The organism is Streptomyces sp. NPDC020917, from assembly GCF_044333795.1.
Classification (GTDB): domain Bacteria; phylum Actinomycetota; class Actinomycetes; order Streptomycetales; family Streptomycetaceae; genus Actinacidiphila.
This window is the reverse complement of sequence record NZ_JBIRRR010000019.1, coordinates 73,901-96,766: the sequence shown is the minus strand read 5'-3', so window position 1 is coordinate 96,766 and position 22,866 is coordinate 73,901. Positions and strand designations below refer to the sequence as shown.

19 protein-coding genes are annotated in these 22,866 nt (G+C 74.2%); 11 read left to right on the top strand and 8 right to left on the bottom strand.

What is annotated here, in order from left to right; all coding sequences use genetic code 11:
* Positions 1–26: 26 nt before the first annotated feature.
* From ACH4TG_RS31530 to ACH4TG_RS31520, 3 genes are all read left to right on the top strand, one after another.
* On the top strand, positions 27–617 hold the full coding sequence (locus ACH4TG_RS31530; protein WP_398246013.1) for a TetR/AcrR family transcriptional regulator: 591 nt from the start codon (positions 27–29) through the stop codon (positions 615–617).
* Between the two features lie 113 nt (positions 618–730).
* Positions 731–1,345, top strand: coding sequence for a TetR/AcrR family transcriptional regulator (locus ACH4TG_RS31525; protein ID WP_398246012.1), 615 nt, complete (start codon positions 731–733; stop codon positions 1,343–1,345).
* A 22-nt stretch (positions 1,346–1,367) separates the two neighbouring features.
* Entirely contained in the window at positions 1,368–3,026 is a 1,659-nt protein-coding gene (locus ACH4TG_RS31520) for an acyl-CoA dehydrogenase family protein (RefSeq protein WP_398246011.1), read from the top strand.
* A 32-nt stretch (positions 3,027–3,058) separates the two neighbouring features.
* On the opposite strand, the gene ACH4TG_RS31515 is transcribed toward ACH4TG_RS31520, so the two are convergent.
* Positions 3,059–4,966, bottom strand: coding sequence for an alkyl/aryl-sulfatase (locus tag ACH4TG_RS31515; protein WP_398246091.1), 1,908 nt, complete (start codon positions 4,964–4,966; stop codon positions 3,059–3,061).
* 256 nt (positions 4,967–5,222) lie between these two features.
* On the opposite strand from ACH4TG_RS31515, the gene ACH4TG_RS31510 reads away from it, so the two are divergent.
* The gene (locus ACH4TG_RS31510) at positions 5,223–6,626 is read left to right on the top strand and encodes a DUF2254 domain-containing protein (RefSeq protein ID WP_398246010.1); all 1,404 of its coding nucleotides are present in this window, start codon (positions 5,223–5,225) and stop codon (positions 6,624–6,626) included.
* 50 nt (positions 6,627–6,676) lie between these two features.
* On the opposite strand, the gene ACH4TG_RS31505 is transcribed toward ACH4TG_RS31510, so the two are convergent.
* From ACH4TG_RS31505 to ACH4TG_RS31480, 6 genes are all read right to left on the bottom strand, one after another.
* Positions 6,677–8,422 (bottom strand): SpoIIE family protein phosphatase, encoded by a 1,746-nt coding sequence (locus tag ACH4TG_RS31505; protein ID WP_398246009.1) that lies wholly within the window; start codon positions 8,420–8,422, stop codon positions 6,677–6,679.
* Between the two features lie 363 nt (positions 8,423–8,785).
* A complete protein-coding gene (locus ACH4TG_RS31500) occupies positions 8,786–9,649 on the bottom strand; it encodes an oxidoreductase (RefSeq protein WP_398246008.1) in 864 nt (287 codons plus the stop codon).
* Complete coding sequence (locus tag ACH4TG_RS31495; protein ID WP_398246007.1) at positions 9,636–10,583, bottom strand: helix-turn-helix domain-containing protein; 948 nt, start codon at positions 10,581–10,583, stop codon at positions 9,636–9,638. Before ACH4TG_RS31495 ends, ACH4TG_RS31500 begins: the two co-directional genes overlap by 14 nt.
* 144 nt (positions 10,584–10,727) lie before the next feature.
* Entirely contained in the window at positions 10,728–12,614 is a 1,887-nt protein-coding gene (locus ACH4TG_RS31490; RefSeq protein ID WP_398246006.1) for a hypothetical protein, read from the bottom strand.
* Between the two features lie 305 nt (positions 12,615–12,919).
* Positions 12,920–14,128 carry a 1-deoxy-D-xylulose-5-phosphate reductoisomerase gene (gene dxr, locus ACH4TG_RS31485; RefSeq protein WP_398246005.1) on the bottom strand — a complete coding sequence of 403 codons (1,209 nt, stop codon included), beginning with the start codon at positions 14,126–14,128 and terminating at the stop codon, positions 12,920–12,922.
* Between the two features lie 127 nt (positions 14,129–14,255).
* Positions 14,256–14,789 carry a GNAT family N-acetyltransferase gene (locus ACH4TG_RS31480; RefSeq protein WP_398246004.1) on the bottom strand — a complete coding sequence of 178 codons (534 nt, stop codon included), beginning with the start codon at positions 14,787–14,789 and terminating at the stop codon, positions 14,256–14,258.
* Positions 14,790–15,015: 226 nt separating this feature from the next.
* Here ACH4TG_RS31480 and ACH4TG_RS31475 point away from each other — a divergent pair, with 226 nt between their 5' ends.
* From ACH4TG_RS31475 to ACH4TG_RS31450, 6 genes are read left to right on the top strand one after another with little or no spacing between them, the layout of a single operon-like run.
* Positions 15,016–15,789: an SCO2525 family SAM-dependent methyltransferase gene (locus ACH4TG_RS31475; RefSeq protein WP_398246003.1), complete on the top strand. Its 774-nt coding sequence runs from the start codon at positions 15,016–15,018 to the stop codon at positions 15,787–15,789.
* Positions 15,790–15,846: 57 nt separating this feature from the next.
* Positions 15,847–17,691, top strand: coding sequence for an SCO2524 family protein (locus tag ACH4TG_RS31470; protein WP_398246002.1), 1,845 nt, complete (start codon positions 15,847–15,849; stop codon positions 17,689–17,691).
* Positions 17,692–17,694: 3 nt separating this feature from the next.
* Entirely contained in the window at positions 17,695–18,612 is a 918-nt protein-coding gene (locus tag ACH4TG_RS31465) for an SCO2523 family variant P-loop protein (protein WP_398246001.1), read from the top strand.
* The gene (locus ACH4TG_RS31460; RefSeq protein ID WP_398246000.1) at positions 18,609–19,571 is read left to right on the top strand and encodes an SCO2522 family protein; all 963 of its coding nucleotides are present in this window, start codon (positions 18,609–18,611) and stop codon (positions 19,569–19,571) included. The genes ACH4TG_RS31465 and ACH4TG_RS31460 overlap by 4 nt, the downstream gene beginning before the upstream one ends.
* A 3-nt stretch (positions 19,572–19,574) precedes the next feature.
* Positions 19,575–20,543 carry an SCO2521 family protein gene (locus ACH4TG_RS31455; protein WP_398245999.1) on the top strand — a complete coding sequence of 323 codons (969 nt, stop codon included), beginning with the start codon at positions 19,575–19,577 and terminating at the stop codon, positions 20,541–20,543.
* 33 nt (positions 20,544–20,576) lie between these two features.
* Complete coding sequence (locus ACH4TG_RS31450) at positions 20,577–21,482, top strand: hypothetical protein (protein ID WP_398245998.1); 906 nt, start codon at positions 20,577–20,579, stop codon at positions 21,480–21,482.
* A 46-nt stretch (positions 21,483–21,528) separates the two neighbouring features.
* On the opposite strand, the gene ACH4TG_RS31445 is transcribed toward ACH4TG_RS31450, so the two are convergent.
* A complete protein-coding gene (locus ACH4TG_RS31445) occupies positions 21,529–22,026 on the bottom strand; it encodes an inorganic diphosphatase (protein ID WP_398246090.1) in 498 nt (165 codons plus the stop codon).
* A 140-nt stretch (positions 22,027–22,166) separates the two neighbouring features.
* Here ACH4TG_RS31445 and ACH4TG_RS31440 point away from each other — a divergent pair, with 140 nt between their 5' ends.
* Positions 22,167–22,748 (top strand): hypothetical protein, encoded by a 582-nt coding sequence (locus ACH4TG_RS31440; protein WP_398245997.1) that lies wholly within the window; start codon positions 22,167–22,169, stop codon positions 22,746–22,748.
* The last annotated feature ends 118 nt before the right edge of the window (positions 22,749–22,866 follow it).

Sequence of the window (22,866 nt, the reverse complement as noted above, 5' to 3'; positions counted from 1 at the left end):
AATCACGGCAGCGGAGGAGTGGCAGGGTGACGGACGGCGAGCGCCGCGCGGCACGCGTGGACCGGCCCAAGCGGGCGGACGCCCGGCGCAACGAGGAGGCACTGCTGGACGCGGCGGCGGCCGCCTTCACGGCCGCGGGCGTGGAGGCGCCCGTGCGCGACATCGCGGCCAGGGCGGGTGTCGGCACGGCCACCATCTACCGGCACTTCCCGACCCGCGCGGACCTGATCATCGCCGTCTACCGGCACCAGGTCGAAGCGCTCGCCGCGGCCGGCCCCGAGCTGCTGGCGGCGGGCCCCACGCCGTACGCCGCGCTCGGCCGGTGGATCGACCTGTTCGTCGACTTCCTGGTCACCAAGCACGGCCTGGCCGCGGTGATGCAGGCCGACGCGGCCGGCTTCGAGGCGCTGCACGCCTACTTCCTGGACCGGCTGGTACCCGTCTGCGGGCAGTTGCTCGACGCGGCGGCGGCCGCCGGCGAGATCCGCGCGGACGTCACCGCGCTCGCGCTCATGCGCGGCGTGGGCAACCTCTGCATCGGCGCCGAGGGCGAGGCGCACGAGGACGCCCGCCGCCTGGTGGCCCTGCTCGTCGCGGGGCTGCGCCGGCCGGAGTGAGGTACGCCCGCCGCGGCGCGCATCCGCGCGCGGGCATCCGCGCGCGGGCATCCGTGGCGACGAGTGCGGGCCAGACGATGGCCTGAAACTCTGAACAGTGCTTCACTTCTTCTATGGCCTATCGCAAGACGCCCGCCGAGCTCCGGCGGCTCGAAGCCGCCAGGGAGCACCTGGTCGCCCGCGCCACCTCGGTCGTCGCCGAGGTGGGCTGGTCGCAGGCGTCAGTGACCGCGGTCGCCGACTCCGCCGGGATCGCCGCCGGCTCGGTCTACCAGCACTTCCCGTCCAAGGCGGCGCTGGCGGTGGAGGTGTTCCGGCGCGCCGCGGGGCGCGAGGTGGAGGTGCTGGGCGAGGTCCTGCACGGGCCCGGCGACCCCGTCGAGCGGCTCAGCCGGGGCGTCGAGGTGTTCGCCCGCCGCGCCCTGGAGAACCGCGGACTCGCCTACGCCCTGCTCGCCGCACCGGCCGAGCCCGCGGTCGGCGCCGAACGGCTCGACTTCCGCCGCCGCTACCGCGCGCTGTTCGCCGAGGTGGTGCACGAGGGCATCGCGGCCGGCCTGCTGCCCGAGCAGGACGGGGAGATCACCGCGGCCGCGCTGACCGGGGCGATCGGCGAGGTGCTCGTCGACCCGCTGGGCACCCCCGACGAGACCGCGACCGGCGCGCTGATCACCGAACTCACCGCCATGGCCCTGCGCTGCGCGGGCGCCGCCCCGGCCACCGCCTGACCCGTCCGCCCCGGAGGTACCCGTGAGCACGCCCACCGCACCGCACAGCCGGCCCACCGCCGTGACGCACGAAGTGACCAACCAGCCCCCGCCGTTGACCGGTCACGACACCGCGGCCGACCCGGTGCTGCTGGAGGGTGTGCGGCGCGAGGGCGCCGGGTGGCACCTGGACGAGCTGCACCGCCTCGGCCGGCTGGCCGGCAGCGAGGAGGCGCGGCACTGGGCGGACCAGGCCAACCGCCACGAGCCCGAACTGCGCACCCACGACCGCTACGGCCACCGCATCGACGAGGTCGAGTTCCACCCCGCCTACCACCGCCTGATGGACGTCTCGGTGAGCGCGGGCCTGGCCGGGGCCGCGTGGGCCGACGCGCGCCCGGGCGCCCATGTGGCGCGCGCCGCGGGCTTCATGGTCGTCAGCATGCTGGAGGCGGGCCACCTGTGCCCGGTGTCGATGACGTACGCGGTCGTCCCGGCGCTGCGCCACTCCCCCGACCTGGCCAAGGTCCACGAGCCGCTGCTGACCGGCCGCGTCTACGACCCCGGGCTGCGCGCCCCGGCCGGCAAGCGCGGGCTGCTCGCCGGGATGGGCATGACGGAGAAGCAGGGCGGCACGGACGTCCGCGCCAACACCACCGCGGCCACCGCGCAGCCCGACGGCACCTGGCGGCTGCGCGGCCACAAGTGGTTCACCAGCGCCCCGATGAACGACCTGTTCCTCGTGCTGGCGCAGGCGCCCGGCGGGCTGTCCTGCTTCCTGGTGCCGCGGATCCTGCCCGACGGCAGCCGCAACACCTTCCGCATCCAGCGCCTGAAGGACAAGCTCGGCAACCGCTCCAACGCCAGCAGCGAGCCGGAGTTCGACGACACGGTGGCCTGGCTGGTCGGCGCGGAGGGCCGGGGGGTGCGGACCATCATCGACATGGTGACCATGACGCGGCTGGACTGCGTGCTGGGCTCGGCGGCAGGGACCCGCGCGGCCCTGGCCGAGGCCGCCCACCACGTGCGCCACCGCGAGGTGTTCGGCGCGAGGCTCGTGGACCAGCCGCTGATGCGCAACGTGATCGGCGACCTGGCCCTGGAGTCGGAGGCGGCCACCACGCTGGCGCTGCGGCTGGCCGGCGCGGCCGACCGCGCGCAGCGCGGCGACGAGGCGGAGCGCGCGTTCCTGCGGCTGGCCACGGCGGTCGGCAAGTACTGGGTGTGCAAGCGGCAGCCGGCCGCGGTCGCCGAGGCGCTGGAGTGCCTGGGCGGCAACGGCTACGACGAGGCGTCCGGCATGCCCCGGCTGTACCGCGAGGCACCGCTGAACGGCATCTGGGAGGGCTCGGGCAACGTCAACGCCCTGGACATGCTGCGGGCGATGGTGCGCGAGCCTGCCTCGCTGGACGCGTTCCGGGCCGAGGTCGAGGCGGCCGCCGGCGCCGACCGGCGGCTGGACGGCGCGTGGCGCGAGCTCCAGGACGAGCTGGTGCCGAGCGAGGACGCGCCGCTGCGGGCCCGCCGGGTCATCGAACGCGCCGCGCTGGTGCTCCAGGGCTCGCTGCTGGTCCGGTACGCGCCGGCCCCGGTGGCCGACGCGTTCTGCGCGTCGCGGCTCGCCGGGGACCGGGGCCTGGCCTTCGGCACGCTCCCGCCGGGCACGGACTTCGCGGCGCTCCTGGAGCGGCTCCCTGTCTGACGCCCGTCGGGGCGGCCGGGCCTCCGCCGCCGTCAGGGTGTGACGATGGCGAAGTCCGGGTCGGGGTCGGCGAGATGGCCCAGGAGCTCGGCCAGCCTGGCGATGTCGCCGGTGACGGTGACGCCGGCACGGCCGGGGAGATCCGACGGCGGGACGGCGCCGAGCAGGACGGCGCGCAGCGTGTCCTCGTCCAGGGCGATCTCCACGTCCGCCCTGCCCGCGGCAGGCCCGGTCCCGGCGACGTGGGTGAGGACGCCGTTGCGCAGCCGCAGGGTGACGGGCTGCGTGCCCGGCAGGGTCCAGCGGACGCAGATGTCGGCGTCCCAGCTGCGCGGGCCGTCGACGCGGATGGCGAGGGCGTCGAAGAGCTGGTCCAGCGTCAACGCCGCGAGCACGTCCGGCGACGTGGTGGCCGTGGGGGTGCCCACCGAGCCGTTGCGCAGCTCCCAGGCCCCCATGAGGTAGAAGTTGCGCCAGGTCCCGTTCTCGCTGCCGTAGCCGAGCTGCTCCAGGGCGTTGGCCTGCAGCGCGCGGGCGTCGGCGTTGTCCGGATCGGCGAACACCACATGGTTGACGACCTGCGCGACCCAGCGGAAGTCGCCGTCGGCGAAGGATTTGCGGGCCTGCTGGAGTACGCGGTCGGCGCCGCCCATGAACTCCACGTACCTGCGGGCCGATTCGACCGGCGGGTGCTCCCACAGGTGGGCCGGGTTGCCGTCGAACCAGCCCAGGTAGCGCTGGTAGACCGCCTTGCTGTTGTGGCTCACCGAACCGTAGTAGCCGTGGGTGTGCCAGGCCCGCTCCAGCGCGGGCGGCATCTGCGCCTCCAGTTGCTCCGCGATCTCCGGCCCGGTCAGGCCCTGGTTGATCATCCGCAGCGTCTGGTCGTGCAGGTACGCGTACAGGTCCCGCTGCTCCGACAGGAAGTGGAGGATGTTCTCACGTCCCCAGGTCGGCCAGTGGTGCGAGGCGAACGCCACATCGCACGATCCGGCGAACAGGTCGATCGCCTCGGTCAGATACTGCGCCCACACCCGCGGGTCGCGGACCTCCGCACCGCGCAGGGTCAGCAGATTGTGCAGGTTGTGCGTGGCGTTCTCCGCCATGCACAGGGCCGCGCGATCCGGGAAGTGGATGTTCAGCTCGGCCGGCGCCTCGGTGCCCGGCGTCATCTGGAACACCATGCGGATGCCGTCGACGGTCTCCTCCTGGCCGGTGCGGGTGATGTCGGCCGTGGGGTTGACCAGTCCCACCGACCCGGTGGAGGTGGTCTGGCCGAGTCCCGCGCCCACCTGGCCCTGCCCGCCCTTGGGGAGCGCGGCCCCGTACATGTAGGCGGCGCGGCGGCTCATCGCGGTGCCCGCGTACACGTTCTCGCGCACCGCGTGCTCCAGGAAGCCCTCGGGTGCCAGCACCGGCACCCCGCCGCGGACCTCGTCCGCGGTCACCACGCCCCGCACGCCGCCGAAGTGGTCGACGTGGCTGTGGGTGTAGAGCACGCCGGTCACCGGCCGGTCACCGCGGTGGGCCCGGTACAGGGCCAGGCCCGCGGCCGCGGTCTCGGACGAGATGAGCGGGTCGATCACCAGCACCCCGCGCTCGCCCTCGACGAGCGTCATGTTCGACAGGTCGAAGCCGCGGACCTGGTAGATCCCCTCGGTCACCTCGAACAGGCCGTGGTCGGCGCACAGCCGGCTCTGCCGCCACAGGCTGGGGTTGGCGGAATCCGGGCAGTCCCCGTCGAGGAAGCCGTAGGCCTCCAGGTCCCAGACCACACGACCGTCCGCGTCCTTGACCAGGTTGTCCGCGGCGGTACCGAGGAACCCGCGGCGCACGTCGTCCAGGTCCTGCGTGTCGTCGAACGGCATCCGCTTCCGCACCGCCTCGTTGGCCCGTGCGATCTCCGGCTGCGCGGGCTCGGCTCCGGTGTGCTGCGGCATCACGGTCTCCCCTCGGTGGACGCGGCCGGCCACCTGGACGGTGGGCGCGGCCACGGCCAACCTCACACGGGGGGCGGTACCGCCACGAGCGGGCGTACTCCGTACGGGTCAGCGCGCACCGGGCGGGGGCCGGGCGGTGCGGCCCGGACGTGCGGGAGTGCCGCACTCGATCAGCCCGTCCGGCTCGCCCGGGCGGGCGCCGCCGTCGAGGCTGGAGGCCACCGTGCCGCGCAGCACGCGGCGAGGAGGCCGGCCTATGACGGACCGCTCCGGGCAGGAGCCGCTGCGCGCCCGGCCGCCCCAGCGCGGCCGGGGCACCCAGCGCGCCCGGCAGGTCCGCAGCCTGGCGACGGCCCTCCTCCTGGTGGCAGGCGGCGCCGTCCTGGGGTGGGGGCTGCCGCGGGTGGAGCGGCATCTGCCCAAGGTGGGGCTGTCCTTCGACGCGTCCACCGCGCAGGCGACGCTCGCCGCGATCGCCGGCAGCATGATCACCCTGGCCGGTTTCGTCGTCACGGCCATCACCCTGGTCATCCAGACCGTGCAGGCGATGTCCCCCCGGCTCGTCGCCGCCCTCGGCCACTTCAGCCGCTACCTGGTGCTGTTCGGGATGCTGGTCGGGACCGCCCTGTACGCGCTGGTGACGCTCAGCCAGGTCGGCGGGGACCGGGTGCCGCGGATCAGCGTGACGCTGGCCGTCCTGCTCGTGCTGTTCGACGCCGTCGCGGTGCTGTACCTGCTGTCGTCGCTGCGAAACGCGGTGACCGGCGGCGGCCTCTCCCGGGCGGTCGGGGAGCGGCTGCGGACCGTCATCGACCAGACCTACCCGGCCGCCGCCGCCACCCCGCCCTCCGGGCCCGCGCCGGCCGGGCCCTTCGCCGCCGATCTCCCGCCCCGCACGGACGGGGCCGCCGTCCTGCACCCCGGTCGTCCCGGTGTCGTCTACCGGGTCGACGAGCCCCGGCTGACCCGGCTGGCCGCCCGGCAGGACGTACGCGTCCGGCTCGTGCGGGCGGTCGGCGACTTCGTCGCGACGGGCGCGGTGGTCGCCCGGGTCGAGGCGCCGTCCGGCGCCGCGGACCCTCGGCTGCTCCGCAAGGTCGCCCGCTGCATGCGCTTCGGGCCGAGCCGCACGGTCGAGCAGGACTGCGCCTACGGGTTCCGGTTGCTGGCGGACATCGCGGTCAGGGCGCTGTCACCCGCGGTCAACGACCCGACCACGGCGGTCCAGGCGATGGACCAGATCGAGGACGGGCTGATCCGGCTCGCCGGGCGGCCGCTCGGCCCGGCGTGGCTGGTCGACGCCGACGGCCGGCCGCGGGTGTCGTTCCCCGCACCGCGCTGGTCCGACCTGGTCTCCCTGGCCCTGGACGAGATCCTGCTCTACGGGACCTCGAACCCGCAGGTCGTCCGCCGGCTGCGGGCCCTGCTCGCCCGGGTGCTGGCCGCCGCTCCCCCGCGGCGCCGGCCACCGGTCGCCGAGCGCGCGGCGGCCCTGGACCGGCTCACCGCGGCGGCCTTCCCCGACGTCCTGCTGCACGACGTGGCGAGCCGTCCCGACGCGCAGGGGCTCGGGGGTTCGTCCGCCGGAGAGGCAGGACCGTCGGCACCGCCCCGGTCACCGGGTCCCCCGGCGGACGACGCGGGCCCCGGCCCGGGCTGAGCACAGAAAGGCTCCGGCACCCCGCCCTCGCGTCCCGCGGCCCAGCCGCCTCAGTCCTCGGCGTCGTCCTCCTCGTGGCCGGGCAGCAGCTGCTCGGTCCAGATCGTCTTGCCGCGCGCGTTCGGCCGCACACCCCAGTCGAGGGTGAACTGCGCGACGAGGAAGAGCCCGCGGCCCCCTTCGTCGTCGTCCTGGGCCCGCCGCAGGGTCGGCGCGGCGCTGCCGGAGTCGGTCACCTCGCACGCCAGGGTGTTCTCCCGCACGATCAGCCGGAGTTCGATGTCGCCCGCGGAGTAGCGCACGCCGTTGGTGACCAGCTCGCTGACCAGGAGCTGGGTGCTGGGGATCAGCTCGTCCAGCCCCCACACCGCGAGCTGGCGGGCGGTCACGCGGCGCGCCTCCGCGGCGCTCTCCGCGCGGTTGGGCAGCGGCCAGGCATGGGTGCGGTCCTCTCCCAGGACCCGGGTGCGGGCCAGGAACAGGATGGCGTCGTCGAGCGGCCCGGCGGGGAAGACCTCGGCGAGCACGCTGTCGCACGCCTTGTCGAGGTCGTCGCCCGCGAGGTCGAGCGCGCGCCGCAGCGCGTCCCCCGGCGCGGGCAGGCTCGCGGTGTGCAGGGCCAGCACGCTGCCGGAGGGCAGTGTCACCCGGGTCACCGGGTAGGACGGTTCGCCCTGGCCGCCGAGCGCCGGCCCGGCCGGGGCGTCGATCACCAGCGCCCGCCCGTCGGGGAGGAGCACCGTCGGTGCGGGCTGGCCGGCTCGCAGGATCGTGCACTGCGCGGACACCGGATCGTAGAAGGCGAGGACGCAGCCGACGGTGAGCCCTTCGGTCCGCGGCCCGTCTGCGGTCAGCGTCGAGCGCCCGGTCGTGGAGGTGACGACCAGGTCGTGCACGCGCCGCAGGATCTCCACCGGGTCCAGGTCCACCGCGCAGAGCGCGGCGACCGCGGTGCTGACCTGCCCCATGAGGCTCACCGCGGGCATGCCGTGCCCGGCGACCTCGCCCACCACGCACGCGATGCGCGCCCCGGAGACCGGCACGACGTCGAACCAGGAGCCTCCCGCCGCCACCGGCAGGTAGGCCCAGGCCGTCTCCGCGGCGACGTGGGCGGGCAGCCGGTGCGGGACGAGCGTGTGCTGGACGAGCCGGGCGAGCGCCTTCTCCCGGGCGTAGCGGCGGCCGTTGTCCAGGCACACGGCGGCGAACGCGGCCAGGCCCGCGGCCTGCGCCAGCCCCTCGTCCCCGAAGGCCCGGTGCTCGCCGAGGCGGTAGAACGAGGCCAGGCCCAGCGGGACGCCGCGGACGGTGAGCGGCACGGCGATCATCGAGTGCGCGCCGTGGTCGCCGGTCAGCGCGGCGAGCTCGGGTTCGCCGGCCACCCAGTCGGCGCCGGTGACGAGACGGCGCACGAGGCGGGGGCGCAGGTCGGACAGCGCCTGGGCGTGCGGGGACCCGAACTGCGGCACCCAGGCGGCGCCCGCGGGGCGCAGGCCGGGCACGCCCACGCCCTCGGCACAGGCGAGGGCGGCCCGGCGGACCGCGGTCCGGGCGTCGACCGGGCCGGGTGCCGGCGCCTCGCCGCGCAGCACCGGGTCGAGCAGTTCCACGACGGCGACGTCGGCGAAGCCGGTCACCGCGACGGAGGCGAGCTCCTCCGCGGTGCGGAACAGGTCGAGGGTGGTGCCCACCCGGCTCGCGGCGCGCTCCAGCAGGCGCAGGCGGTCGCCGGGACCCGCCGGAACGGCCGGGGGCGCACCGTCGTCCGCCCCGGGGCGGTGCGTGGCGTCGGACATCGCGGACCTCCTTGACACGGGACGGCGCTGCGGCGGCACGGCGGTACGGCGAGCCGCGCGGCACCTTCGGCATCCCGGCCAGCATAGATGCGATGTTTGCCCATATTTGCCCACACTGGCGCATCGGACCTCTCCGCCAGGCGGCCTAACCGCTGATCCGCGGCCCCGCGGGCGGCCCCGCGGCCCCGGCGCCGCCTGCTTTCCGGGCGGTCGGCGCCGGCGGCGACGGCAGGCCCTCACGCCCGGGTACGCGCCACGCGCACCCTGGCATGTCGCGCACGCCGCCCCACCCCCAGGACACGTCCCGGTGCGCGGGACCGGCCGGCCCCCCGCTGGGAACCCTCGGGGCGTCGGCGCCGCCCGTCAGGCGGCCGGCTTCTCCTCCGCAGGGAAGTCGGCGCTGAGCGTCACGTCGCGCCAGGTGTCGAACGCGGTCCTGAGCGTGTCGAGCCGGGCGCCGGCGATGTCGTACGCGGCCTTGCCGAGCAGCAGGCGCAGCGGGGGCTCACCGGCCGTGACCGCGCCGATCACCGCCTCGGCGGCGCGCGCCGGGTCGCCGGGCTGGTGCCCGTAGGTGGCCAGCGTGCCGGCCCGGCGCGCGCCGGCGGTGGCCGCGTAGTCGTCGATGACGGTGGCCGACTGCCGCATGGACGGGCCGGACCAGTTGGTGCGGAACGCGGCGGGTTCGACGATCGTCACCCCGATTCCGAGCGGCGCGACCTCGGCGGCCAGGGACTCGGACAGGCCCTCCACGGCGAACTTGGTGGCGTGGTAGTAGCCGGTGGCGCCGAAGGCGGCGAGGCCGCCGAGCGAGGAGACGTTCACGACGTGGCCGCGGCGGCGGGCCCGCATGCCGGGCAGGACGGCCCGGGTGACGGCGGCCAGGCCGAACACGTTGGTGTCGAACAGGGCGCGGACCTCGCGGTCGTCGCCCTCCTCGACGGCGGCGAGATAGCCGTACCCGGCGTTGTTGACCAGGACGTCGATCCCGCCGAACGCGGTCTGCGCCCGGTCCACTGCCGCGGCGATCGCGTCGGCGTCGGTGACGTCCAGGGGCAGGGCGAGGGCGCGGTCCTCGTGGCCGGCGACCAGGTCGGCGACCTGCCCGGGGTCCCGGGCGGTGACCGCCGCCCGCCAGCCGCGCGCCAGCACGGCGCGGGCCAGGGCTCGGCCGAGGCCGGTGGAGCAGCCGGTGATGAACCAGGCAGGCGTGTCAGGGGAGTTCATGCGGTGCGTGTCCTTCGGTGTCGTCGGATGCCGGTGGGCCGGCGGGTGTTCCGCCCGGACGCGGCCCGGCGCCCCGGGCTGCCGCCGGGGCGGTCCCCGCGCCGGGGGCGGGGCCCGCGGGCGGGACGGTGGTCCGGGCGAGCAGGGCCAGCGAGTCCTCCGCGGCGCTGCCGGGCTCCGCCCGGTAGACCACGAGGTGCTGGCCGGGGGCGCTGTTGACGGAGAACGTCTCGAAGCCCAGGGTCAGGTCGCCGACCGCGTGGTGGTGGAAGCGCTTGGTGGCGGCCGACTTGGCGCGGACCTCGTGGCGCGCCCACATCCGGGCGAAGTCATCGCTGCGCACGCACAGTTCGCCGACCAGCTCCTGCAACCTGCGGTCGTCGGGGGCGGGGTTGGCGGCCCGCAAGGCGGCCACGCAGCCCTGCGCGATCCGGGGCCAGTCGTGGTAGAAGTCGCGGGCGGCCGGGTTGAGGAACATCGCCGTGATGAGGCTGGTGTCGTCGCCGAGCCAGTCGAAGAGCGCCTCGCCGAGCGAGTTCACCGCCAGCAGGTCGAGGTACCGGCCGTAGACCAGGGCGGGGGTGCCGGCCCAGGCGTCCAGCAGGGAGACCAGGTGCGGCCCGGCGTACTCCCGTGCCGGCCGTGAGCCGCCGCCCGCCGCTCGCGGCGGGTCGGCCAGGGCCCGCAGGTAGGCGGCCTCCTCGTCCTCCAGCAGCAGTGCGCCCGCCAGCGCGCGCAGCACCTGCGCCGACGGGTGCTGCTCGCGGCCCTGCTCCAGCCGGACGTAGTAGTCGGTGCTCACACCGGCGAGCAGCGCCACCTCCTCGCGCCGCAGCCCCGGTGTGCGCCGCTCCCCTGCCGGGATGCCGTGCGCCTCGGGCCGCACCAGGGCCCGGCGGGCCCGCAGGAAGCCGTTCAGCCGTGTCGTCTGCATGCCCTCCAACGTACGGCGCACCGTGCTGACCTGGGTGGCCCTGCCGCACCCACCCTTGGGCCTGGCCGGGCCCGGGGGTGGGGACATGCCGACGCCGGGTCGCCCGCGGAGGGGCGGCCCGGCGTCAGGGAGTGGTGCGTGCGTCTAGCTCATGGGGTGCATGTGGTGCGGCGGCCTGTGCTGCGGGGGCTTCTTGTGGTCGGGCGGGCACGGCTTGGGCGGCGGGGGCGGGCAGGCGACGCGGATGGTCGCGTCCGCCTCGTTGCTGCGCAGGGCGCCTTCGTCGCCGACCGCGGTCGCGACGTTCGTCACGCGGCCCGCCCGGGCGTCCGCATCGGTGACCGCGTACGTGCCGCTGCACGTGGTGGACGCGCCCGGTGCCAGGGTGACGTCCTCGCAGGTGATCCCGGAGACCCTGTCGTCGACGATGTGCAGGCCCGTGACGGTCGTGCCGCCGGAGTTGGTCACGCGGTAGGTGTAGTCCACCGTGTCGCCGGAGTGGTACGTCCGCGCGTCGTCGACCTGCTTCGACAGCGTCAGTCCCGCGCCCGGGGCGATCGGCAGGGTGACGTCGTCCGGTGCCGACTCGACCGGCGCACCACCCGAACTGCCGTGCGCGATGGCGGTGTTGGTCACCGCTCCGGCCTCCGCGTCGGCATCGGTCACCGTATAGGTGCCGGTGCACGTCGTGGAGTCGCCCGGTGTCAGCCTGGTCTCCCGGCACTTGACGCCGGTGACGCGGTCGTCGGCGACCGACACCGCGTCGATGTCGGTGCTGCCGCTGTTGGTCACCACGTACTCGAACGGGACCTTGGTCCCGGGCGTCAGCGGCTCGGGCAGCGGCGGGTGCTCGGCGACCTGCTTGACCAGCGACAGCTCCGGCAGGGCCGCGTCCGGTTCGATCACGATGTTGCGCAGCAGGTGCACGTCGGTGAACAGCCCGGTGGAGGCGGCGAACCCGAACTTGTAGGAGGACGGGACGGGTTCGGGCGCCTTCGTGGACAGCACCTGCTGCTCGCCCGCACCGTCGTGGAAGTCGACGTCGACGGTGACCTGCGGGTCGGGCGCCGGGGTGACGGTGACGGTGACGGTCCGCCGGGACTCCTCCAGCGCCGCCTCGGCCTGCGCGGGTGTCGCGCCGGGGGGCAGCGCCGTGGTCGGGCCCTGGAGCTTCCCGGGCAGGGTGGACTGCCAGGGGCCGCTGGTGCTCCCCAGGTTGGTGGACGTGGCGGTCATGAAGCAGTACCCGGTGGTGCCGTCACCGGGTCCGCGCAGGGTGACCATGTTCGAACCGGGCGCGGGCACGCGGAAGTCGGTGCCCGCGGGCGAGCGCTGCGCGCAGCCGTCGCCGCGGTGCTCCCAGTCGCCGAAGTAGTTGCCCAGCACGTCCAGGCCGACGCCGAGGTAGCCGCGGTCCACGCCGGGCAGGAAGGCGCTGGCCGGGTTGTCGTCGGGCAGCTTCTGGGCGTATCCGAGGCTGCCGCCGAACGCCCCGGGGTGGTCCAGGGACGCGGCGCCGTCGACCAGGAAGAAGGAGATCCCGTCGGCCGGGGTGTTCGGCGTGGTGGAGCCGTACTGCCACTGGTCGAAGCTGACCTTCAGACCGGCGGTGGCGGGGATCGCGTGGTCGTACAGGACCGCGCCGGACTGGTCGTTGGCGGCGTCGGTCAGCCGCAGGTAGCCGTGCGGTGCCCCGCCGGCGGGCGGCACGGGGCCGGCGGCGCCGGCCGGGCAGCCGTCCAGCGGATGGTTGCCGGGGCCGGGGGCGGCGGCCTGCGGCGCCCCCGTCAGGCAGGCCGCGCCGGTGCCGACGAACCCGGGGTCGGCGGTGGCACCGGTGAACGTCTCGGACACCAGCGGCGGCGGCGTCGCACGTGCCGCCGCCGCTGGGTGCCCGGCGGGATGCGGTGCCGCCAGGGCGGCTGTCGCGGGCAGCAGCACGGCCGTGGCCGCGACCGCGCCGAGCAGCCCCGCACGCGCACGCCGGGCGCGGCCGCGGGCGGACCGGTGGAGGAATCTCGAAGAGAACATACGCGCATTACAGACGGCTGCCGTCGGGGCCCGGCTGCACGTGGGCCGGCTTCTCGCCCGGCTGGCGGTGCCTGCGCACCGGCTTTCATCCAGCTGGCGGACCGCCGGGGAGCGTGGCTCCGCATGACGGTCCGCGTGAATTGACGTCCCGTCAGAGGCAGGTCGGGCCACACCCCGCGCTCGACCCTCTGCCGGCGAACGGCCGAGCTTCTGACACGTCGTCATTTCAGACGCATCGTCAGTCCGTCTCTCTGCCGGCCGCGCCGCCGGCAGGGCACCCACCGCTCGCCTTCCGGGTACCGCCGTCAGCCGAGGGTGAGTTCGTGGGCCCGGGCCCGCGCCCAGCGCTCGGCGTCGGCGACGGCTTCCAGCGTCATCGCGTCGCCGGGCACGAGGTCGTGCTCGCCGACGATCTTGCTGAGGGTGTCGACGATGCCCAGGAACGGCAGGCGGCCCGCGGTGAACGCGGCGACCAGTTCCTCGTTGGCCGCGTTGAGCACGGCCGGCATGGTGCCGCCGGCGGCACCGGCCTCGTAGGCGAGCCGCAGGCCCGGGAAGGCGGCGTGGTCCACGGGGAAGAACTCCCAGGTGGCCGCCTTCGTCCAGTCGCAGGCCGGCGCGGCGTCCGGGACGCGGTCCGGCCAGCCGAGCCCCAGGGACAGCGGCACCCGGATGTCGGGCGGCCCGACCTGCGCCAGGGTGGAGCCGTCGGTGAACTCCACCATGGAATGGACCATCACCTGGGGGTGGACGACGACCTCGATCCGCTCGAAGGGGACGTCGAACAGCAGGTGCGCCTCGATGACCTCGAGCCCCTTGTTGATCAGGTTGGCGCAGTTGATGGTGATGACAGGACCCATGCTCCAGACCGGGTGCGCCAGCGCCTCCTCGGGGGTGACCGCAGCCATCTCCTCCCGGGTGCGGCCGCGGAACGGACCGCCGCTCGCGGTGATCACCAGCCGCCGCACCTCCTCCGCCCTGCCGCCCAGCAGGCACTGGAACAACGCGGAGTGCTCGGAGTCGACCGGCAGGATCTGGCCGGGCGCGGCGAGCCGCTTGACCAGCGGACCGCCGACGATCAGCGACTCCTTGTTGGCGAGGACGAGCCTGCTGCCCGCGCGCAGCGCCGCCAGCGTCGGCTCCAGGCCGACCGCGCCGGTGATGCCGTTGAGCACCGCGTCGCACTCCATGCCGGCCAGCGCGGTCGAGGCACCCGGCCCGTCGATCACCTCGGGCAGCCGCAGCGGGCCCGCCTCCGCCCCACGCCGCTCCGCCTCGGCGCGCAGCAGCGTCCGGAACTCCGCGGCGGCGCGGCTGTCCGCCACGCCGACCGTCTCCACTCCGAGGTCGAGCGCCTGGCGCACCAGCAGGGGCAGGCTGCCGCCGCCCGCGGACAGCGCCCTGACCCGGAAGCGGTCCGGGTTGCGCATGATGACGTCGATGGCCTGCGTCCCGATGGATCCGGTGGAGCCCAGGAGGACGACGGTGCGGGGTTCGCTGGGGTGAGAGCTCATCAGCGCAGGGTACCCGCGGGACTCCGCGCCGCCCCGGCGCGGCGCGGCGCCTGCCCGGGCGGCCGGCGGCCGATGACCGCAGGTCAGGCGCCACGGGTCGGCCGCCGAGGGGGCAACGGCCGGGGGGTCAACGGCCGGGGGCGGTCCCGGCGGTGCCGGCGACAGGCAGCGCCATGATCAGCCGGTCCTCGCCGGGCCCGAGGTAGTCGGCCCTGTTCCCGATGGGGACGAACCCGAGCGAGCGGTAGAGCTGCACGGCCGCGTCGTTGCCCTCCTCGACGCTCAGCCGGACCTCCCGCAGGTCGCGGTCCACCAGGTCCCGCAGGCACTGCGACAGCAGCCGCCGCCCGTACCCCTTCTGCCGCCAGGGCTCCTCCACGCCCAGGCTCAGGATCCACCCGGTGTCCCAGCCGCGGGCGGTGGCCAGCAGCACGTAGCCGTGCAGACCGGTGGGTGTGTCGAGGGCGAGCATGTGGTGGCCGTGCGCGTCGAAGAGCTGGCGCACCACGAACGCCGGATAGCAGGCGGACCCGAACACCGCCCGGTCCAGGCGTTCGACGGCGGCGAGATCGGCTTCGGTGACGGGCCGTATGACGGCCTCCTGCGGGTGCTGGTCGCCGGCGCCGGAGTTCGGTCGCCGGGCGTTGGACAGGAAGTTCACGCTGCTCCCTGGGGAATGATGGATACCGGTTCCGCACGGCACGTGATTTCGTACACCTTCTCTGCTGGTGTACTTGCGTGCGTGACCCCCTGTCCAGGGCGCCTCGCACCGAACAGGGGCGGGCGATCCCGCTTCTGGCCGGATTACGCGTTCACCGGTGGCGGCGTGGCCTGAAATCGTGTCACGTGCACAGAGCCGCAGGCCGGTTGGCGCTAGTCTTGGCCATATGGATCCCGCATCTGACCCATCGTCGGGGCGACTCAACCGCGAGGCCCCCTGGGACGCCTTCGACCCCCTCGCCTACAGCGAGCACAACTACCGCGCGCTGCGCCAGGATGACCGGCAGATCATCGAAATCGTGCGCGATCACTTCGCCGCCCATTTCCACGGCCGCCGGCCCGACCAGCCCGTGACCGGTGTGGACGTCGGTGCGGGCGCCAACCTGTATCCGGCACTCGCGATGCTGCCCTGGTGCCGGGAGATCACGATGTTCGAGCGGTCGGCGGCCAACGTCGCCTGGCTGCGCCGCCAGGTCGTCGGCTACGAGCCGAACTGGGACGAGTTCTGGGATCTGCTGCTGCACGGCGACGGCTACGCCGCGGTGTCCGATCCGCGGGCCGCGCTGCGCGAGGCGGCCACCGTGCAGGCGGGCGACCTTTTCCGGTTGCCGTCGCGCCAGTGGGGTATGGGGACGATGTTCTTCGTCGCCGAGTCCATGTCCACCTCGCACCTGGAATTCCGCAAGGCGGTCAATTCCTTTGCCGAGGCGCTGGAACCCGGGTCACCGTTCGCCGCGGCCTTCATGGAGAATTCCGAGGGCTACCAGGTCGGTGATCACTGGTTCCCGGCGTGTGCCGTGACCCGGGACGACATCGAAGCGACACTGGCGCCGTACAGCGAGGACATGAAGATCGTCCGTATCGCCCCGCCGGAGGGGGATGCGGTGCGCGAGGGATATACGGGGATGATCGTCGCCTGCGGTAGACGCGGCGCGGTGTGACACTCGGCTCAGGGGTCCGGAGACCATCGGGGAGCAACAGGGGCAAGGGGTTCGGGGATGCAGATCCAACCACGTCAGCAACTGCTGGAGATCTGGCAGGCCATCGGCCGCCATTCCTTTCCCGCCGGGGAATGGGAATGGGGCGACGACGGCCGGCAGAGCAGCGTTGCCGACTCCGAACGCCTGCTGTGCCTGCTCTACCCCGCGACGGAGATCCCCGAGTTCCGTCTCGACGACCCGGACACCACTGACGCCGACGTTCTCACCGCGCTGCGCACCGTCGGCAGCCGCAGCGACATCCCCGTGCGGCTGCTGGAAGTCCTGCACGACTACATGCGCACCCACACCGACGAGAAGAAGAGCCCGACGTTCGCCGGCGGGCACTACTTCAGCTCGGCCGACGAGAAGGACGAGCCGACGCCGGAGCAACTGGCCGTCGGTGTCGTCGACTCGTACTCGATGTCGGTGACGCTCTGCCTGGCCACGCTCGGCTTCCTGAAGGTCTTCACCACCAAGCCGCGGCGGGCCGAGGTCCGGGAGCTGGCCGAGGAGCTGCGGGCCGCCACCTCGTTACGCCTGACCGCCGCGATGGTCAGCCTGCTGCGCGCGTTCACAGTGAGCGTCTTCGACTCCGAGTCCTCGCAGGGCGAGGCGCTGGTGGGCCTGGTGGGGCAGGGCCGGATCCCCGACCGGCTCGTCGTCCAGCAGTTGCAGCGGCGGCTCAAGCCGCTGCGGGCCACCATCCGCGACCGCTTCACCATCGGCGTGGACATCGTCGGCGACCTGGACGACGAGAACCAGCTGTTCGAGTGCGGCTGGTCGTGGAGCGTGGTGGACACCGCTCCCCCGGTCGACACCACCGTGCCCATCGGCCAGCAGCCGGCCGGCGTCGCCCAGCCGGTGCCCTACCTGTACTTCACCGTCTCCGCGCTCGACGGCATCGTCGACCTGTTCTCCGACCGCACCCTGACCCTGGGCCTGCTCTCCCCCGAGCAGCAGAGCCTGGCCGAGGCACTCCGGCTGCGCTGGGAGATCACCCAGCGGTACTGGTCCCTGCTGGCCCGCTTCGGCGAGGGCCGCTGGCCGCTGGAGGACATCCCCTGGCGGACCACCGGCCAGCGGCTGGAGTCGGAGTACTTCACCCTCCTGGTCACCGCGATCCTGGCCCAGGACCACCAGCGCCGGCGGGGATCCGAGGACGACCTGTCCCGGATGGCCACCGTTTTGGAGCGGCTGGCCGAACGCGGCCGGATCACCGGCCGGATGACCGGCAGGGACGGCGCGGTCGCGCTGCACAGCCCGGGCGTCCGGCTGCCGCTGCACGGTTCTGACCGGATCGGCCCGCCGATGCAGTGGACCATGCGCGACTTCTCCGCCCAGCTCCTCAAGCGCACCATCCAGCTGGGCACCCTGTCGCGCACCATCCCGGTCCGGGACCGGATGCTGCGGCTGGGCGAGACCTCGCTGGAGCACCTGTGGCTGCGGCGGCTGCGCTCCGGCCGCAGCTCCAAGCTCTGGGACGACGTCACCGCGGTCTTCCCCGAGGCGCCGCTGCCGCAGGCCACCGTCGTGTCCTGGAGCGCCACCGAGCGTCTCGTCGAGTGCATGGTGGCCGCGCGGTCGCTCTACCAGGAGCCGCCGCTGCGCAGCGCGGAGCTGACCCTCCATGCCAACTCGCTGATCAGCGAGGCGAGTCACCTGTTCGGCAAGGAGCTGCTGGTGCCCTCGTCGTCCGCCGACGGGACCCGCGCCATAGCGCTGAAGACGATCGAGGTGGCCTTGCGCAGGGCCCGTGAGGTGGTGGACGAACGGCCGAGCACCGCCTGCGCGCTGGCGCTTCAGGTGCTCGTCGAGCTGGACGCCATGATCATGGGCCGCCGTGCCGCAGCCCGGGGGATGTGAACCGTGCTGGTATTCGCGGCATCCGACAAGGGCGGCACCGGGCGCTCGGTGACCAGCTCCAACGTCGCCTACCGCCGTGCGCTGGCGGGCGACGACGTCTGCTACCTCGACTTCGACTTCGGCTCGCCCACCGCGGCGGCGGTCTTCGACGTGCCGGGCGCCAGCAGAGGCGTGGCCGCCGGCGGCCTCCACTCGCATCTGCAGGGCCGGCACACCGAACCGCACCGGATCGACGTGTGGGCGGAGTCCGAGCACGACGAGCTGCGCTACCGGCCCACCGGGTCCGGGCGGCTGGTCCTGCTGCCCGGCGACCGGGACGGCGGGGAGTTCGCGATCGGCAAGGACACCGTCCGCCGCTGCGTGAACCTCTTCCTGCAGCTGGAGTCCGAGTTCGACGTCGTGGTGGTGGACCTCAGCGCGGGCCGCTCGTACGCGGTCGACATGGTGCTGGAGGCCACCGCGCAGCCGGAGTTGCAGGGGGCGCTGAGCCGCTGGCTGGTCTTCCACCGCTGGACCCACCAGCACGTCATCGCGGCCCACGGCCTGGTGTTCGGTGAACGCGGGATCGTGGCGGGCGGCGTGGAGCGCGGCCACGACAAGGGCGCGCTGCGCGACTCGATCCGGTTCGTGCGGGCCGCCGTGCCCGATCCCGAGTCCCCGCTGTGGTCGCACGTTCCGCTCGCCCAGTCCGAGTGGATGCGCACCTGCGACCGCGACCTGACCCAGCTGGCCGCCGAACTCGACCTCGGCTACGCCCGGTTGCTCGGGAAGATCCCGCTGGAACCGGTCCTGCAGTGGCGTGAGCAGCTGATCACCGACGAGGACGTGCTGGCGAGCAAGGTCGCCGGCATGGCCACCCGGCAGGCGCTGGAGGAACTGGCCGCCGCCCTGGTGGACGACGAGGCGTGGGAGCGGCAGTGACCGAGCAGATCTTCCGCGAGACCACCGCCGAGCCCCGCACGCAGTCCCTCCCGCTGGCCCATGTCTCCCTGGAACTGGGCCACTTGTACATGGAGGACTTCGAGGACGGGCCGGACCGGCTGCGTGAGCACTTCGCCCGGGTCAAGCCGTGGGCGGACGCGGCGCACCAGGCGGCCGCGGTGATGTCCGGCGGCCGGCGGGCCCGGGTGAGCACCTGCTTCCTGATCGACGACTACTTCACCCAGTTCTCCTCGCCCAGGGAGCTGGTGCCGCTGCTGCTCGGCGAGGCGAAGGCGGCCGGCCTGGAGATCGACTACCTGGCGCGGGAGTCCGCCTGCGCCCAGGCCGACGGTGTGGCGCTGGCCGCGGCGGTGGAGAGCCGCCTGGTGGAGAGCCCGGCCGAGGGCAGCGACGGCACCCGGCCCGGGGTGCGCGAGATGGGCTGGCTGTCCAACGGGCAGCGCAGTCCGGCCTCCGGCGCCGGCGAGGCGATGGGCCGGGTCGTGCCGTGGACGCCCCCGTCGGAGGCGGGCGCGCGCCGGCACTCGATCTTCGTCGACGTCGAGCTGTGGAACGAGGACCCGCGGCGCACCTGGTCCTGCCCGTTCCTGGCGGCGGTGTGGCAGCTGGCCCGGCTCGGGCTGCTGCGGCACCGCGGCAACCCGGTACTGGAACCGCGCGGCCTGCGCCCGGACCAGACGCTCCCGGAGACCTGGAGCGCGTTACCCCCGCTGCTGCGGCTGAACGACTCGGCACCGCCGTTCGCCGCCTACCGCACCACCTCGGTGCTGCCGTCGCGCTTCCTGCCGATCGAGCACGCGGTGCGGGTGGTGCTCAGCCAGGTGGAGGCCGACGCCACCGCCCTGCGGCAGGTCGCCGAGCGGGCGGCCGGCGAGGGCATCCAGGTCCCGGCGGACATCCCCGACCGGGCCGCCTACGTCTTCTACCCGGGGCCCTGACCGATGGCGCCCGCGGACTCCGGCCTCCAGCCCGTGCTGTGCGGCGAGGTGCGGACCAGCGTGCTGCGCACCTCCGAGGCGCTGACCGCCCGCACCGCTGCCCAGCTGCTGAACCTGCGGCCGGACGAGCCCGTGCTGCTCTCCGAGCGCCCCAACCTGCGGGTGGTGTCACCGCATCTGCTGACCGGCGTGGACTGCCGGCTGCCCGCGGCCGGCGGCAGCCGGCCCCGCGCGGTGGGCACGGTGGCCGGGCGCGCGGTGCTCACCGAGGGGCGGGTGCTGCAGACCTCGGCGTTCGCCCGGCTGGTCCCCAGCGAAGGCAGCCACCGCAGGGCCTGGGGCCACTACCTGCTGCGGCCGGGCGTGGTGGAGCCGCTGGCCCGCCACCAGGCCCGCGACGTGGTCGACGGCTTCCTGGCCGCCGCACCGCTGCCCGGCGGGGTGCTCAACCCCGGCGCGGTGGCCGAGCGGCTGCTGGACCACGTCCTGCGGCATCCGCTGCTGGACCAGCGCGCGCCGTTCAAGTCCGGCCGCACCAGGCTGCGGTGGGCGGCGCTGCCGGCCGCCGAGGGCGCGGGCGCGTCCATCGAGCGGTTCACCGTCGCCGCCGACGGGCTGCGCACCGTCGCGCTGCGCACGCCGGTCGCGGATCCGGCGGCCGTCGCCGCGCTCTGCGAGGACCTCGCCCTGCACGACTGGCTGCTGACGACGCTGCTGGCGCTGGTCGAGCGCAGCCGGCTGGGCTCGGGCGACGGCGAGGCGGTGCTGGCGGCGCTGCGCCCGCTCGTCGACCACCTGCTGCACCTGTGGATGCCCGGCGCTCGCGTCCCGGACGGCCTGTCGGGTGTGTGGGAGACCCTGGAGAAGCAGCCCGGGTTCTCCCGTCAGTGGCAGACCCTGGTGCAGCGCATCCGCGACCAGGTCGCCGTACAGACCGCTCCGCTGTCCCGTCGTGTTCTGGCGAGCTCCTGAGACGCCGTCACCGGACCAACCACTGGGGGGAAGATGGACCAAGGCATACCGACCGTCGTCTGGAAGGTCATCGTCACCAGCTTTGTCGGCGCTCTGGCGTACTTCATCACCAACATCACCAACCAGCCCGAGATATGGCGGCTGACGGTCTCGGTGTTCATCGGCGGGGCGACGCTCATCGTGCAGTACCTGACCGACTTCGAACGCCGGCTGGAGACCGTGGAGAACGCCTTCACCCAGCACGCCACCGCCATGCGGGAGGTGGTGGAGAACGGCTTCGAGCAGGTGAACGAGGCCACACGGTTCTTCGGTCAGGTCGAGCGCTCCCCGGTGCCCACCCGGGCGGTCACCGCGCTGGTGCACCACGTCACGCAGCTCGAGGCCAGCAACCAGGACATCATCCACTCCTTCGCCGAGGCCGAGATCACCAAGCTCGCGGTGCTGCTCAAGGACCTGAAGGCCGACCAGGTCGAGTACGAGGGCGAGGACCACGACTGGATCGTGACGCTCACGCACTGCTGCACCTCCTCCATCGACGCGACGAGCACGTCGGTGGACACCGGGTTGTGGTCCTCGGAGCTGGGCCGCCGGTACCTGGCGGCCCAGCGCGCGGCGATCGACCGCGGGGTGCACGTACGCCGGCTGTTCATCGTGGACCACCCGGAGCAGATCGACGACGACATCAAGGAACTGCGGCGCAGCCACGAGGCGTTGGGCGTGGAGGCCCGGGTGGTGGCGATCTCCGCGGTGCCGCCGCCGGTGCGGCTCGACCCGACCAACGACTTCATCGTGTACGACCACGCGGTGAGCTACGAGGTGAGCCCGGACGTGGTCTCGGCGGACCACCAGCTGATCGCGAGCACCCGGCTGGTGCTGCGCGGCGAGCGGGTGGCGCGCCGCACCCGCCGCTTCAACGACCTGTGGGCCGTCGGGTCGTGACGGCCGCGGGCCCCGGCGTGCCGGGGCCCGGCGCGCGCGGGACCGGTCAGTGCGCGGCGGGGGCGCCGACGCGGGCCCGGGCGCGGGACGCCTCGATCTCCGCGTAGGCCGCGTCGCGTCCGTCCCAGTGCGAGCCCTCGACGGACTTGCCGGGTTCGAGGTCCTTGTACACCTCGAAGAAGTGCGTGATCTCCAGCAGGTCGAACCCGGGCACGTCGGTGACGTCCTGGAGCGGTGCGTAGCGGGGGTCGTGCGCGGGCACGCAGAGCACCTTGTCGTCGGGGCCCTTCTCGTCGGTCATGACGAACATGCCGATCGCGCGGCACAGGACCGCGCAGCCCGGGAACGTCGGCTCCCCCACCAGCACCAGCGCGTCCAGCGGGTCGCCGTCGCGGCCCAGGGTGCCGTCGACGAAGCCGTAGTCGGCGGGATAGCGGGTCGAGGTGAAGAGCATCCGGTCGAGCCGGATGCGGTGGATGGTGTGGTCCATCTCGTACTTGTTCCGGGAGCCCTGGGGGATCTCCACGATGACCTCGAACTCCACGTGTTCCTCCTCGCCGCCGACCGCGTCGCCCGCCACCACCAGTGTGCTCCCGCCGGCGGCCCGATGCGCGCGGACCGGGCCGGACCGGGCGGTGTCACGACCGCTCGAGGGGGAATGGGTACCGAGAAGGGAGTGCGGCGATGCGTACTACCGTGAGGTTCTGGCGCTGGCGTCGCAACACGCTGAGGCGCCGCAGCGACCGCGTGGAAGCGTGGGTCGTGCTCGTCGCCGGTGTCCTGCTGTGGCTCGGTGCCCCGATCGCGGGGGCCGTGGCCGGCTGGACATTGACCGCGCACGCACCGCGCCCGGGAGCGGACTGGCACCGGGTGACCGCGGTCGCGGTACAGGACGCACCGACCGCGCCGGCCACCGGCTGGACGGCGGTGGCCACGGACAGCACCCAGGTGCGCACGGAGGTGCGCTACACCCCGCCGGGCGGCACCGCGCACACCGGTGAGGCGGCGGTTCCGGCGGGCACCATGGCCGGGCAGAACGTCCAGGTGTGGCTCGACGGGCACAACACGCTGCGCGACAACCCGTCCGATCCGGCGCAGACGCAGGCCCGCGCGGTGGTCTTCGGGCTGATGGCGTCGACAGTGCTCGGCCTGCTCGCCCTCGGCCTGCAGGGCCTCATCGTCATGGCGATCAACCGCCGGCGGGCGGCGGCCCTGGACCGGGAGTGGGCCAGGGTCGGGCCGCGCTGGGGGCACCACCCTGCGTGAGCGCGGGGCCACGTGCGGCGCGGAACGCGGCGCGGGGGGGGGGGGGGGGGGGGGGGGGGGCCCCCCCCCCCCCCCCCCCCCCCCCCCCCCCCCCCCCCCCCCCCCCCCCCCCCGCCCC